This is a genomic window from Rhodococcus sp. IEGM 1372 (assembly GCF_030056835.1).
GTDB lineage: Bacteria > Actinomycetota > Actinomycetes > Mycobacteriales > Mycobacteriaceae > Rhodococcoides.
On sequence record NZ_JASHKS010000011.1, the window covers coordinates 36,078 to 48,940 of the forward strand.

Consider the following 12,863-nt stretch of genomic DNA (forward strand, 5'->3'; position numbering starts at 1 on the left):
CCGATCAATCGTCCACCCGGGCAGACTGCGGCAGCGGTTCGGTCAGCTCACGTGCACCCGGACTCAGAATCGCATAGGCGGCGACAGCGGTCCATCCGACGCCCATGACGACAGCCCCGAGACCGAGATCTCCGCCGACGAGCACCACCGACATCAGCCCCAACCCCATCGGACCCGCCACGAGCCCGCCCATGTTCAGCCAGCCGAGGACGCGCCCCCGAACGTCTGCGGGGACACGCTCGGCGACGTAGACGTTCCAGATCGGACCGAACAGCCCGGATCCGAGACCCATGACCAGCATCCCCGCTGCGACGATCCAGAACCCTTGCAACTGTGCGAACAGCCAGATGCCGGCCGTCATCGCCGCCATTCCCGTCACGAAGGTGGCCCGTCGCGATCGGGCGGCCAACACAGCGAACAGTGCCGACCCCGCCAGCGCACCGATCGCGAACGCGGACATCGCCAGGCCCAGCTGCCCGGGTTCGCCGATCTCGTTGAAGTGGCCGGGCAGCAGCAGGCTGATCATCGGCGGGGTGACCAGGCTCGCAAGGAACGCGAAGATCAGCATCGCCCGCAGTGCGGGCGTGGCACGGATCAGGTCGAGGGCACTCCCGGAGCCCGTGGCGGCAGTCGGGAATGCCTGCCCCATGACCGGAACCAACGTGGTCAGCACCGCTGCGGCCGCCGACGAGGCGGCCGTGACGGCAACGACGTCGATCGGATCCAGCACGCTCAACAGCAGGCCCGCCAGAGCCGGTCCGGCCAGGAACGCCAGCGAGAACCCGGTCTGAAAGAACCCGGCCACCGCGGTGACCGACGTTCCCGAGATCGACGCGACGTCGGCGAGCATCGCTTGACGAGCCGTCATCCCCGGAACATCGAAGACCGCGCCTGCAACACCCAGCACCACGAACCACGGCACCGACAACCCCACCGTCGAACTCACCACGATCAAGCCGAGTACCGCAGTCGCGCTGCCGAGATCGGAGACTACGGCCACGTTGCGTGCCCGAATCGGTCGATCAGCCGACCACCGGCGAACGTTGCCGGTACCGCAGCGATGCCCGCTGCCGCAGCGATCAGACCTGCCGACGACAGGCTTCCGGTCGTGGCCAGCACCAACCAGGGCAGGACGATCGTGATCGCCGAGTTGCCGAAAAGCGACAACGAAGCGCCACCGATGTACAGAGGAACGGCAAAACGGATTCGACTCATGCTTCGATGATCGACATTGACGTTGCGTCAAGGTCAAGCTCAGCCCGCCGGACGGGAACCTCCGAAAACTTGGCGAGAGTGTCTCGAACTACCGGAGTACACTCGCCTTACCTGAAGTAAGGAGTTCCTGTGTCATCTGCCACCGTCACCAGCAAGGGTCAGATCACCATCCCTGTCGAGGTGCGCAACAAGCTCGGCCTGCGCCCCGGTTCTCGGCTTGCATTCGTACCCACCGCCTCGGGGTCGTACGAGATACATGCACAGGCGGCGTCGATCCGAGATCTCAAGGGCGTTGTAGCACCTCCCCTGGAACCGGTCACTCTCGATGACATGGACGAGGCGGTTGCCTCCGGAGCCGCGGAACACTGGTCGTGATCGGACTCGATACCAACGTCGTCGTTCGCTATCTCGTCCAGGACGAGCCGGAGCAATCAGCCCAGGCCGGGTCGGTGATCGATGCGCTCACAGAGAAGGACCGGGGGTTCCTCAGCCTCGTTACCGTTGTCGAGCTGTACTGGGTACTACGCAGGGCGTACAAGCTCGGTGCCGACGCATGCGCAAATTTGGTCGACGGACTCCTCGACGCGCGGGAGCTCGAGATAGACCAGGAGTCGATAGTCAGGACAGCCCTCGCTGCGAGCCGCGACGGACTCGACTTCGCCGATGCCGTGATAGCAGAACTCGGCCACGCTGCCGGCTGTCACCACACGGTGACGTTCGACCGGAAGGCATCGCAGTCGGCGCATATGCAACTGCTCAGCACCGACTGAGCCGGACCGCGGCCGGGTTCTCGCTCGTATCCGTCGAACACAATGTTTCGGCCGGCAGATCAGCCTTCTAGCATCTCCGAGGATTTGGGATCGAATCCGGCCAATAGCGCTCGGAGTCCGTATTCGAAGGCATCCTCGGATCGCTCGCGCAGATCTCCCGCGGTGTCCAGTGCAGCTCTCAGTTCCGGTTCCACGTCGCGACTGCTGAGCCACGGCGCCTCGGGAGCTGCCAGATCCAACGCCGAACCCAACACGTAACTGTCGAGCACGGTGATGATGCGGAGCACGTCGGCCGGCACGAAACCTGCGTCTGTCAGCACCCGCGCCAGCGTGTTGTACATCCCGAACGCAGCGCTGCTGTTCACGGCCTGAGCCGTCAGCAGTGGAATCAGCCGCGGGTAGCGTCCGTAGCTGTTTCGGTAGCCGCGTGCGATCCAGGCGAGCGCCTCACGCCACGGCACACCTACCTCCGGCATCGCCACCTCGGACATAGCCCGGCCCCGCAGCAACTCGATGATCTCGTCACGTCCGGACACGTGGTTGTAGAGCGAGGACGGACTGACCTTCAGCTTCTTGGCCAGCTGAGGCATGGTGAATCCACCGGACTCTTCGACGAGAGTCAGGGCCGCCGTCGTGATGCGATCGAGGTCGAGAAGGGGTGCCGACGGTCGTCCCACAGCATTTCTCCCGTATCTGTTGCGTTCGAGGCAGACATCCACGATACTTAACGAATCACATTCGTTTTAACAGGAGATCAGCATGCTGACACTCACCAATCTCTCGGCCCCCGAGGCCCTGACTCGCACCACCCCGACCGATCGCGCGCCGCTCCGCGTCGGACTGGTGCAGCATCGCTGGAACCCAGATGCCGCAGCGTTGAAGGCCGAACTGCTCGACGCCATCGCCGCTGCCGCGGACCTCGGGGCGAAGGTCGTCTTCCTGCCCGAGATCACCCTGTTGCGCTACCCCGCCGACACCCGCGCCGGAGCCAACCCGGGCAGTGAAGCCGAGGATCTGCTGACCGGGCCAACGTTCACTCTCGCTGCCGAGGCCGCAGCCGCGAACGGCATCGTCGTCCACGCTTCGCTGTACGAGAAGTCGGAAGCCGCAGACGGATTGGGGTTCAACAGCGCCATCATGGTCTCGCCGACGGGAGAACTGCTGGCGAGAACCCGCAAGCTGCACATCCCCATCTCGGCCGGCTATTACGAGGACACCTACTTCCGGGCCGGTCCGGCCGAGGACCCGTATCCCGTGTACTCCCCCACGGAACTCGGCGGGGCGAGAGTGGGCCTACCCACGTGCTGGGACGAGTGGTTCCCCGAGGTCGCGCGCAGTTACGCGCTCGGCGGCGCAGAGATTCTCGCGTATCCGACGGCCATCGGGTCCGAGCCGTCGTTCCCGGCCTTCGACACCCAACCGCTGTGGCAACACGTCATCGTCGGCCACGGCATCTCGAACGGCCTGTTCATGGTGGTACCCAACCGCTGCGGAAACGAAGGCGAGATCACCTTCTACGGTTCGTCGTTCATCTCCGATCCGTTCGGCCGCGTCCTGGTTCAGGCACCCCGCGACGAATCGGCCGTCCTCGTCGCGGATCTCGACCTCGATCAGCGTCGAGAATGGTTGGAGCTCTTTCCGTTCCTACTGACACGCAGACCCGACACGTACGGCCGCCTCACCGAGCCGGTGAACACCGACGCCCCGTACGGTGACGGACATCCCGCGACTCCGGTGATCAAATGACAACCAATGCAACGACATTCACGATGCCGTCCGAGACCGCTCCGCACGACAAGGTATGGATGGCGTTCCCGTGCGAGGGCTACTCCCTCGGAGACGACCCGGCGGCCAAGCACGAGGCCCGCTCCACGTGGGCGGCCGTCGCACACGCTGTTGCCGCATTCGAGCCGGTGACCGTCGTCGTCGATCCGGCCGAACGCGCCGTCGCGTCGACATACCTCTCGCGCGACATCGACATCGTCGAAGCACCGTTGAACGACGCCTGGATGCGCGACATCGGTCCGACATTCGTTCACGCACAGGACGGTTCGGTCACCGCGGTCGACTGGGTCTTCAACGGCTGGGGTGCGCAGGACTGGGCGCAGTGGGACAAGGACAGTCACATCGGCGAGTTCGTCGCGAATCAGGCTGCGGTACCGCGAATCACGTCGCCGATAGTCAACGAGGGCGGCGGCATCGCGGTCGACGGCGCAGGCACCGTGCTGGTGACCGAGACCGTACAGCTCGATCCGGGGCGCAACCCCGGGCTGTCGAAAGCCGACATCGAAGCGGAACTGGCACGAACCATCGGTGCGCAGCACGTCATCTGGCTGCCGCGCGGACTGACGCGCGATTCCATGCGTTTCGGTACCCGAGGACACGTCGACATCGTCGCGGCCATTCCGTCACCGGGAACAGTGCTGGTGCATCGGCAACACGACCGGGCTCACCCCGACTACGAGGTCAGTTCACTGATCGTCGACACCTTGCGGGCCGCCCATGACGGCTCGGGCGCGGACTGGAACATCGTCGAGGTGCCGGCTCCGCGGACATTGCGTGATGCCGACGGTTTCGTCGACTACAGCTACATCAATCATCTGGTCGTCAACGGCGGCGTGATCGCCTGCAGTTACGACGACCCGTCCGACGCCGAAGCGGCCGCGATCCTGCGCGACGCGTACCCGGGCCGGGATGTGGTGACCGTGGATGCGAGGCCACTGTTCGAGCGAGGCGGCGGGATCCACTGCATCACCCAGCACCAGCCTGCGGCGAAGAATTTCCAGTGAGAAGTGGGGTCCTACGAGCTGCGACGAACCTCGAGCTCCTCGCCGACGGCGACGGTGTGCGATTCGGTCACGCAGTCCAGCCGTCCGTCGAGACGCAGTGAGACGTTGTATTCGCCCGGCTTGAGGTTGAACGTGGTGATGCTGGTGGCGTTCTCGTCCACGATCACGCGCTGACTCAACGACAGCATCCCGTTGTGCAGAACTTCGCACATCTGCCCCGGCAGGACGTTGTCGACATGGACCGTGATGGCTTTCGGTCCGCCGAGAACCTCGATGGTGGGCTGCGGCGTGCTCGACCCGACGAGTCTGAGGTAACTCTTGTCTCTGCGCACGGCCTCGACTTCCCTGTTAGCGTGCTCCACCAGAAGGTGGACGTCCGACGTGGTCTCGTTGGTGCTTCGTGGCGCGATGGAAGACGGATTGGTTTCACACGTCGTCATCGGCCTCGACCCCGAGCCTCTCTTTACATCGGGGGCGCAATCGTCCGCGTTACGAACCCGCCTCCGACCAGCCCACCCACAGCCGCGAACATCCAGGGAATCTCGATGTCATCGGTCAGAACATACCTCTCGCTCCTCCGATCTGCGAGCGGACTGTTCGAAACGATATCTTTACGTATCCTTGCGCCCTGTAATACTCGGCGCGAGTGATCAAGGACACGAGAGTCACTCCGTTTCCTCGAAGCCCTGTAGTTCGGCCTTCTCGGCGGCGAGCTCGGCTTCTCGCCGGCGACGCTGATGCATCTTGACTCCGACGACCGCCGCGGCGAAGCCGAGCGACGCACCGACGGCCACCCCGATCCACAGCGACCCGAGATCGCCGTCACCGTAGTGAGCGAGCAGACGAAGCGCGGCTCCCCCTCCACAGAGGACGAAGAGCGCCGAGGCAAACACTATGCGGGCACGCCGAAGTTCCTGCACGGTGTACATGTCGATCCCCCGAGAGCGTGCGTACCCGATAACCACGTAGGACACGACGATCAGCGCGACGTAGATACCCAACGCCACCCACGCTCCGGTGACACCTGCCGCGTAGGGCAGGATCGCGCCTGCAATGAGCCCGATCCACAGCAGCGACTGGAATCCGACGGCCGAGGCCTCGTTCCAAGCGTCGCGTTGCAGCTCGTCGGCGTAGAACTCGTCGTCGAGGTCGCCGACGAATCGGGCTGCTCTGACGAATGCGCTCATGATTCTGCCTCTCCTTCGTTTCCGAACAGTGTTTCCACCGTCGTATCGAGTGCACGGGCCAATCGCAGTGCCAGGTAGACGCTCGGCGCATAGTCGCCGCCCTCGACGGAGACGATGCTCTGTCGGCTCACCCCGCAGATTTTGCCGAGTTCGGCCTGGGTGATCCGTGCCTGTTTGCGATGTGCGCGAACGTTGTTCGTTCCGGACATGCCAGAAAGTCAACTCTGCTTGTCATAAACTGTCAAGAGGAGTTGTCATCCTGCGGCATTTACGTCCACGTAACGCGGGAAACAGACTCGTGACCGCAGAACATACCGACGCAATAACTTCCCTTTACTGTTCGCAATCGCGAATACAACTCCGTATACAAAACCTCCGAAAGGGCCGTAGATGCCTGCTGTCTCGAAGCGCATGTCCTTCAAGCGCGTCATGGTCGTTCCCGCAGCGCTGGCTGCATTGAGCCTCGTTGCCACCGCCTGCGGAAGCAAGGCGAGCGATACCGCCTCTGCCGACGGCGGCGGCGGTTCTGCCGCCTCGTGTGTCGACACCTCCGGTGACACCATCAAGGTCGGCTCGCTCAACTCCCTGTCCGGCACCATGGCGATCAGCGAAGTGACGGTGCGTGATTCGATCGCACTGGCCGTCGAGCAGATCAACGCAGCGGGCGGCGTCAACGGCAAGCAGATCGAGGTCGTCGCCGAGGACGGCGCGTCCGAGCCGACGGTGTTCGCCGAGAAGGCCGAGAAGCTCATCAGCAGCGACTGTGTCGCAGCGGTTTTCGGTGGATGGACCTCGTCGTCGCGCAAGGCCATGCTGCCCGTGTTCGAGGACAACGACGCTCTCCTCTACTACCCCGTGCAGTACGAGGGACTCGAGGCGTCGGACAACATCTTCTACACCGGAGCCACCACCAACCAGCAGATCATCCCGGCCCTGGACTATCTCAAGGAGCAGGGCGTCAAGTCCCTGTACCTCGTCGGTAGCGACTACGTGTTCCCGCAGACCGCCAACCGCGAGATCAAGGCCTACGCCGCGGCGAACGACATCGAGATCAAGGGTGAGGACTACACCCCGCTCGGCTCGACCGACTTCTCCACCATCGTCAACAAGGTCCGCTCGGCCGACGCGGACGCGGTGTTCAACACCCTCAACGGCGATTCCAACGTCGCGTTCTTCCGCGAGTACACCAACGCCGGCCTCAAAGCTGCTGACATGCCGGTCATCTCGGTCTCCATCGCCGAGGAAGAAGTCGCCGGCATCGGTGCGGCCAACATCGAGGGCCAGCTGACCGCCTGGAACTACTACCAGACCGTCGACAGCCCCGAGAACACCAAGTTCGTCGCCGACTACAAGGCGAAGTACGGTGCCGACAAGCCCACCTCGGACCCCATGGAAGCCGCGTACACCTCGGTCTACCTGTGGAAGAACACCGTCGAGAAGGCCGATTCCTTTGCCGTGGCGGACGTTCAGGCCGCCGCCGACGGAGTCAGCTTCGCCGCTCCCGAGGGCGAGGTCGTCATCGACGGCGACAACCACCACATCTCCAAGACCGCCCGCATCGGCGAGATCCGTGCCGACGGACTGATCTACACGGTGTGGGAATCCCCCGAGGCGATCGCACCCGACCCGTTCCTCGAGACCTACGACTGGGCATCCGACCTCAACTGACCGAGAGTGCCTGCGGCAGTGGTGCGGTTGAGCGCCCTCTGGGGCACCTAACCGCACCACTGCCGTAGGCACCACCGAAGGAGCTCCCCTATGGACGTCGTGATCGGACAGTTGTTCACCGGCCTGTCGATCGGATCCATTCTCTTGCTCGCCGCCCTCGGGCTCTCACTGACGTTCGGTCAGATGGGCGTCATCAACATGGCGCACGGCGAGTTCATCATGGCCGGTTCGTACACGGCCTACGTGGTGCAGCAGATCGTCTCCACCGGCGGCGCATCACTGTTCATCTCCCTGATCGTCGGTTTCCTCGTCGGCGGTGCGATGGGCGTGCTGCTCGAGGTGACGCTGATCCAGCGCATGTACCACCGCCCACTGGACACCCTGCTCGTCACGTTCGGCGTCGGGCTCATCCTGCAGCAACTCGCTCGCGACATCTTCGGCGCTCCGGCGGTCAACGTCGTCTCCCCGGAATGGCTGAGCGGCGGCGTCGACATTCTCGGTGCCGTGGTGCCCAAGACCCGAATCTTCATTCTCGTGCTCGCGGTCGTGGCCGTCGTCGCACTGTCGATCGCGCTGAAGAAGACCGCAATGGGTCGACGCATCCGCGCGGTGGTGCAGAATCGCGATCTCGCGGAGACCTCGGGCATCTCGAGCCGCAGGACCGACATCTCGACGTTCTTCCTCGGCTCGGGCCTGGCCGGCGTCGCGGGCGTGGCGCTGACCCTGATCGGATCAACCAGTTCCACTGTGGGACAGAGCTATCTGATCGACGCCTTCCTCGTGGTCGTCGTCGGCGGACTCGGCCAGATCAAGGGCGCGGTGATTGCCGCCTTCGCTCTCGGAATCCTCAACTCGTTCATCGAGTACAGCACCACGGCCTCGATCGCCAAGGTCATCGTGTTCGTCCTCATCGTGATCTTCCTGCAGGCCCGCCCGCAGGGCTTGTTCGCCGTCAAGACAAGGAGCCTGGTATGAGCGAGTTCATCGCCAAGCGCGGCGCTCTACTGGGGTTCGCACTCGCCGCGATCCTGCTGTTCGCCGTCGCTCCGGCCGTCCTCAGCGACTTCCGGTTGAATTTGCTGGGCAAGTTCATCTGCTACGCGATCGTGGCCGTAGGAATCGGATTGGCCTGGGGCCGAGGCGGAATGCTCACCCTCGGCCAAGGCGTGTTCTTCGGTATCGGTGCCTACATCATGGCCATGCACCTGAAGATCTCCGACGCCGATCTGCGCGGCGACGCCGTACCGGACTTCATGTCCATCGCCGGTATCCGTGAATTGCCCTCGTACTGGCTGCCGTTCACGTCCCCCATCACCACGATCCTGGGCATCCTGTTCGTGCCGGCCCTGGTGGCACTGGTTCTCGGCCTCGGTGTGTTCAAGCGCCGAGTCAAGGGCGCGTACTTCGCGATCCTGAGCCAGGCCCTGGCCGCGGCCTTCGCAATTCTGCTCATCGGACAGCAGAGCACCGGCGGATCCAACGGGCTCAACAGGTTCCGGACGTTCTTCGGATTCAATCTCAACGACCCCGCCAACAAGCAGATGCTGTTCTTCATCGCCGCAGGGGTACTGCTCGCCGTCGTCGCCATCACCCGCCAGCTGATGTACTCGCGCTACGGCGAGCTGCTGGTGGCGGTACGTGATCAGGAGGAGCGCGTCCGCTTCCTCGGTTACGACCCGGCCAACGTCAAGATCGTCGCGTACGTCGCCGCGGCCTTCTTCGCCGGACTGGCAGGGGCGCTGTTCGTTCCGATCGTCGGCATCATCTCCCCCAACGACGTCGGCATCGTCCCGTCCATCGCGTTCCTCATCGGCGTCGCCATCGGCGGCCGCACCACCCTTCTCGGCCCGGTCCTGGGAGCCCTCGGCGTCGCGTGGGCTCAGACCACGCTGTCCGAGCAATTCCCGTCCGGCTGGACCTACGCGCAGGGTCTGCTGTTCGTGGTGGTCGTCGGATTCTTCCCCGCCGGCGTCGCCGGACTCTTCGCCTTGCGCAAGCGAAAGCAGGAAGCCGAATCGGTCCCCGAATCGAGCGCAGAACCAGAGAAGGAACTCGCACGATGATTCATGTCGAAGGCCCGCAGCCCACGTTCGGCGGCAATGCCGGTATGTCGAGTCAGTACCTCGAAGTCCGAGATCTGACAGTTAGTTTCGACGGTTTCAAAGCCAATACGAACGTCGATCTGACGCTGATGCAGGGCGATCTGCGCTTTCTCATCGGACCGAACGGTGCCGGCAAGACCACGCTGATCGACGCCATCACCGGTCTCGTCCCGGCCACCGGCTCGGTCACCAAGTCCGGCGTCGAACTACTGGGCAAGAAGGTGCATCAGATCGCCAGGCTCGGCATCGGCCGAACCTTCCAGACTGCCAGCATCTTCGAGAATCTGACGGTGCTGCAGAACCTGGACATCGCCGCCGGATCCGGACGATCGGTGCTGACGATGTTGCGTCGTCGCGGATCGGTACTGCCTGCTATCGAAGAGGCCCTCGAGACCATCGGTCTGACGGCCGAACGAGACAAGGCAGCAGGCATCCTCGCACACGGGCAGAAGCAGTGGCTCGAGATCGGAATGTTGTTGGTGCAGAACGCCGATGTGCTCCTGCTCGACGAGCCGGTCGCCGGTATGAGCCACGAGGAACGCGAGGAGACGGGTCAGCTGCTGCAACGCATCGGCGGTGAGCGGACCGTCGTGGTGGTGGAGCACGACATGGACTTCATGCGCATGTTCGCCACTTCGGTGACGGTGTTGGCGGCCGGACGCGTTCTGGCCGAGGGCACTGTGGCCGAAGTACAGGCCGATCCGAAGGTCCAAGAGGTCTATCTCGGCACCGCAGCGGCGGGCGAGGAACTCGAACAGATCGCAGAAGAAGGAGCCGGTCATGCTTGAACTGGTCGATGTGCGTACCGGTTACGGCCGCAGCGAAGTGATTCACGGCGCGTCGCTCACGGTTCCGGCCGACGGTGTGGCCGCAGTGATGGGCCACAACGGTGCAGGCAAGACAACGCTGCTGCGGGCCGCGGTCGGATTGCTGAAAGTGAACTCCGGCAAGGTCATGTTCGACGGTGAGGACGTCAGTGCGTTGCGACCCAGCGCTCGCGTCGCCCGGGGCCTCGCCTACGTGCCGCAGGGCCAGCAGTCGTTCGGCCAGTTGACCACGGCCGAGAACCTGCAGGTGGTTGCCGACGGTCGCAAGCGTGGCAAGGCATTGATCGACGAGGCACTGGATCTCTTTCCGGCTCTGAAGGAATTGCTGAACCGCAGAGCCGGATTGCTCTCGGGTGGCCAGCGCCAGCAACTCGCCATCGCGCGAGCGTTGATCACCGAACCTCGGATGCTGATCCTCGACGAGCCGACCGAGGGCATTCAGCCGTCGGTGGTCGCCGAGATCGAACGCACCATTCTCGCGCTCACTCGCCGCGGTGGTCTCGGAGTGCTGCTGGTGGAGCAGCACATCGGCTTCGCCCTCGAGTCGGCGCAGAACTATTACATCCTGGAGGCCGGCCGCATCACCTCGACCGGCGTCGGCGGCAGCGAGTCCGAGGCCGACGTGCGCGCAGCCATGGCGATCTGACCGGACGAATCGTGCCGCGCAACGACCTTCGCGAGAAGGTCTATTCGTCCCTGCGCCGGGATCTGATCTCCGGTGCCATCAGCTCCACCGAGCGGCTCGGCGAGGAGCGTCTCGCCGAGTTGTACGGGGTCTCACGCACTCCGGTGCGTGAGGCCTTGGCCAGATTGCAGGCCGATGGTCTCGTCACTCGCGACGACGCCGGGCTGCACGCCTATCGTCCGCGACTGAGCGACCTGCCCGATCTGTACGAGCTCCGCTCCACTCTCGAGGCTCGTGGCATCACGCGCTCGACATCGCAGTCCGTCGACCGGGCGTCGCTGTCGAACCTGTTGGACACCTGGATCGGTTTGCGGGACGACCCTCCCGGCACCACCGACGATCTGGTGTCCCTGGACGAGAACTTTCACGTCACCTTGCTGGCCGCGTCGGGTAATCCGGCTCTGACCGAGGCGCTGTGCACCGTGAACGCCAAGGTACGTCCGGTTCGGATACTCGGCGGACTCGACGCCGCAGCCGTGGTCTCGGCGATCGATCAACACATCGACATCGTCGAACGCGTGCTCGCCGGGACCCTGGACTCGGCACTGGAACTACTACTCGCCCATATCGATTCATCACGCGATCGAGTGGTCGCGCGGGCGCAGCAGGCGGCGGCGCTGGCCGGCGCGGTCCGGATCTGATGCGTCAGGCGCGACCCGAGAGAATCCGATCGATGTCGTCGAGCACGGTCTGCCCACCCATGGGCCCGACCCCGGTGATCCAGTACGACATGTCCACCGCGTGCGGGTTCGGCAGGATCGCTGCGTTGGCGGTGATCGACGCCGGAATTGCGGCGGGGTCCGACGGATCGGTGGCGGTGACGACGATCAGATCCGCTGCCGCCTGAGCCGCCAGCTCCGGCGAGATGTCGACCGAGATCTCGTCCGCCCATTCCGGCCGCGGCGGAGTGGTGAAGCCGGCACATTCGAGGGTGCTCCCGGCGAACGACGACGGCCCGTACAGGGTCAGCTCACCGTTGCGCGGCCTGATGAGTTGTGCCGTCTGCCCGGCAGTGTCGAATTCCTCGGCGATCTCGGCACACCGGTCGTCGTAGTCGGTGAGCAGTTCCTCGGCGTCGTTCTCCTTGCCGAGAGTGCGCCCGACGAACCTGACGTTCTCGCGCCACGGATCGGACTGGGATGCCATGAACACCGTCGGTGCAATGGCGGCGAGTTGGTCGTAGTACTCGGCGTGTCGAGTCTCCGTGCCCAGGATCAGATCTGGTTGCAGGGCCGCGATGTCCTCGATGGTGGGTTCGGCAACCGTACCGACGGTCGCGATGTTCGCCGCTTCGGTACCGAGGTACGACGGCACGCCGCTCGTCTCGCTGAGCACGGCGGTGCCGACGGGCACGACGCCGAGGGCGACGGTGGTGTCGAGCTCGACCGGCTCCAGGGTGACGATGCGCAGCGGGGTCTCGGGAACGTCGACCGGTCCCCGGACGGTCTCGATGGATCTCGTGGCGCTGCCTGCGCTGTCGGGGGCGGCGTCGGTGGACGAGCACGCCGTCGCAGTCACTCCGAGGGCGGCGATGGTGAGCGCGAGGGCCGTGATGCGGGCATGGGACTTCGTCAAGGGTCCTCCGAGGAAAGATTGTGCTGGATGACAAGAAGGTAGCCT

Annotated in this window: 17 protein-coding genes; 10 read left to right on the top strand and 7 right to left on the bottom strand. The window is 64.3% G+C overall.

The genetic code is table 11. The features are described 5' to 3' along the window. Positions 1-4: 4 nt before the first annotated feature. Both QM590_RS12235 and QM590_RS12240 read right to left on the bottom strand, forming a co-directional pair. Positions 5-1,000, bottom strand: a complete 996-nt coding sequence (locus QM590_RS12235) for an MFS transporter (RefSeq protein ID WP_269595121.1) — start codon at positions 998-1,000, stop codon at positions 5-7. Further along, positions 991-1,215: a hypothetical protein gene (locus tag QM590_RS12240; protein WP_269595120.1), complete on the bottom strand. Its 225-nt coding sequence runs from the start codon at positions 1,213-1,215 to the stop codon at positions 991-993. The genes QM590_RS12235 and QM590_RS12240 overlap by 10 nt, the downstream gene beginning before the upstream one ends. 129 nt (positions 1,216-1,344) lie before the next feature. On the opposite strand from QM590_RS12240, the gene QM590_RS12245 reads away from it, so the two are divergent. Beyond that, a complete protein-coding gene (locus tag QM590_RS12245; RefSeq protein WP_269595119.1) occupies positions 1,345-1,590 on the top strand; it encodes an AbrB/MazE/SpoVT family DNA-binding domain-containing protein in 246 nt (81 codons plus the stop codon). Further along, entirely contained in the window at positions 1,587-1,985 is a 399-nt protein-coding gene (locus QM590_RS12250; RefSeq protein WP_269595118.1) for a type II toxin-antitoxin system VapC family toxin, read from the top strand. Before QM590_RS12245 ends, QM590_RS12250 begins: the two co-directional genes overlap by 4 nt. A 59-nt stretch (positions 1,986-2,044) precedes the next feature. Here the strand turns inward: QM590_RS12250 and QM590_RS12255 are convergent, their stop codons facing one another. Next, positions 2,045-2,662, bottom strand: coding sequence for a TetR/AcrR family transcriptional regulator C-terminal domain-containing protein (locus QM590_RS12255; protein WP_269595117.1), 618 nt, complete (start codon positions 2,660-2,662; stop codon positions 2,045-2,047). Between the two features lie 82 nt (positions 2,663-2,744). Between QM590_RS12255 and QM590_RS12260 the strand changes: the two genes are divergently transcribed. Both QM590_RS12260 and QM590_RS12265 read left to right on the top strand, forming a co-directional pair. Continuing rightward, complete coding sequence (locus tag QM590_RS12260; protein ID WP_269595116.1) at positions 2,745-3,731, top strand: nitrilase-related carbon-nitrogen hydrolase; 987 nt, start codon at positions 2,745-2,747, stop codon at positions 3,729-3,731. After that, positions 3,728-4,774, top strand: a complete 1,047-nt coding sequence (locus tag QM590_RS12265; protein ID WP_269595115.1) for an agmatine deiminase family protein — start codon at positions 3,728-3,730, stop codon at positions 4,772-4,774. Before QM590_RS12260 ends, QM590_RS12265 begins: the two co-directional genes overlap by 4 nt. A gap of 11 nt (positions 4,775-4,785) precedes the next feature. Here QM590_RS12265 and QM590_RS12270 read toward each other — a convergent pair whose 3' ends face one another. The 3 genes from QM590_RS12270 to QM590_RS12280 all read right to left on the bottom strand — a co-directional run bounded on the left by QM590_RS12270 (position 4,786) and on the right by QM590_RS12280 (position 6,170). Further along, the gene (locus QM590_RS12270; protein WP_269595114.1) at positions 4,786-5,214 is read right to left on the bottom strand and encodes a hypothetical protein; all 429 of its coding nucleotides are present in this window, start codon (positions 5,212-5,214) and stop codon (positions 4,786-4,788) included. Between the two features lie 225 nt (positions 5,215-5,439). Beyond that, a complete protein-coding gene (locus QM590_RS12275; protein ID WP_269595113.1) occupies positions 5,440-5,961 on the bottom strand; it encodes a hypothetical protein in 522 nt (173 codons plus the stop codon). Next, on the bottom strand, positions 5,958-6,170 hold the full coding sequence (locus QM590_RS12280; protein ID WP_068046235.1) for a helix-turn-helix transcriptional regulator: 213 nt from the start codon (positions 6,168-6,170) through the stop codon (positions 5,958-5,960). Before QM590_RS12280 ends, QM590_RS12275 begins: the two co-directional genes overlap by 4 nt. Positions 6,171-6,351: 181 nt before the next feature. On the opposite strand from QM590_RS12280, the gene urtA reads away from it, so the two are divergent. The 6 genes from urtA to QM590_RS12310 all read left to right on the top strand — a co-directional run bounded on the left by urtA (position 6,352) and on the right by QM590_RS12310 (position 11,884). Further along, positions 6,352-7,629, top strand: a complete 1,278-nt coding sequence (gene urtA / locus QM590_RS12285; RefSeq protein ID WP_269595112.1) for an urea ABC transporter substrate-binding protein — start codon at positions 6,352-6,354, stop codon at positions 7,627-7,629. 90 nt (positions 7,630-7,719) lie between these two features. After that, a complete protein-coding gene (gene urtB, locus QM590_RS12290; RefSeq protein WP_027498414.1) occupies positions 7,720-8,604 on the top strand; it encodes an urea ABC transporter permease subunit UrtB in 885 nt (294 codons plus the stop codon). Beyond that, on the top strand, positions 8,601-9,692 hold the full coding sequence (gene urtC / locus QM590_RS12295; protein ID WP_269595111.1) for an urea ABC transporter permease subunit UrtC: 1,092 nt from the start codon (positions 8,601-8,603) through the stop codon (positions 9,690-9,692). The genes urtB and urtC overlap by 4 nt, the downstream gene beginning before the upstream one ends. After that, positions 9,689-10,519, top strand: a complete 831-nt coding sequence (urtD, locus tag QM590_RS12300; RefSeq protein WP_032380315.1) for an urea ABC transporter ATP-binding protein UrtD — start codon at positions 9,689-9,691, stop codon at positions 10,517-10,519. Before urtC ends, urtD begins: the two co-directional genes overlap by 4 nt. Next, positions 10,512-11,204, top strand: a complete 693-nt coding sequence (urtE, locus tag QM590_RS12305; protein ID WP_269595110.1) for an urea ABC transporter ATP-binding subunit UrtE — start codon at positions 10,512-10,514, stop codon at positions 11,202-11,204. Before urtD ends, urtE begins: the two co-directional genes overlap by 8 nt. 11 nt (positions 11,205-11,215) lie before the next feature. Next, the gene (locus tag QM590_RS12310) at positions 11,216-11,884 is read left to right on the top strand and encodes a GntR family transcriptional regulator (protein WP_269595109.1); all 669 of its coding nucleotides are present in this window, start codon (positions 11,216-11,218) and stop codon (positions 11,882-11,884) included. A 4-nt stretch (positions 11,885-11,888) separates the two neighbouring features. Here QM590_RS12310 and QM590_RS12315 read toward each other — a convergent pair whose 3' ends face one another. Further along, positions 11,889-12,818 (bottom strand): ABC transporter substrate-binding protein, encoded by a 930-nt coding sequence (locus QM590_RS12315; RefSeq protein WP_269595108.1) that lies wholly within the window; start codon positions 12,816-12,818, stop codon positions 11,889-11,891. Positions 12,819-12,863 lie beyond the last annotated feature (45 nt).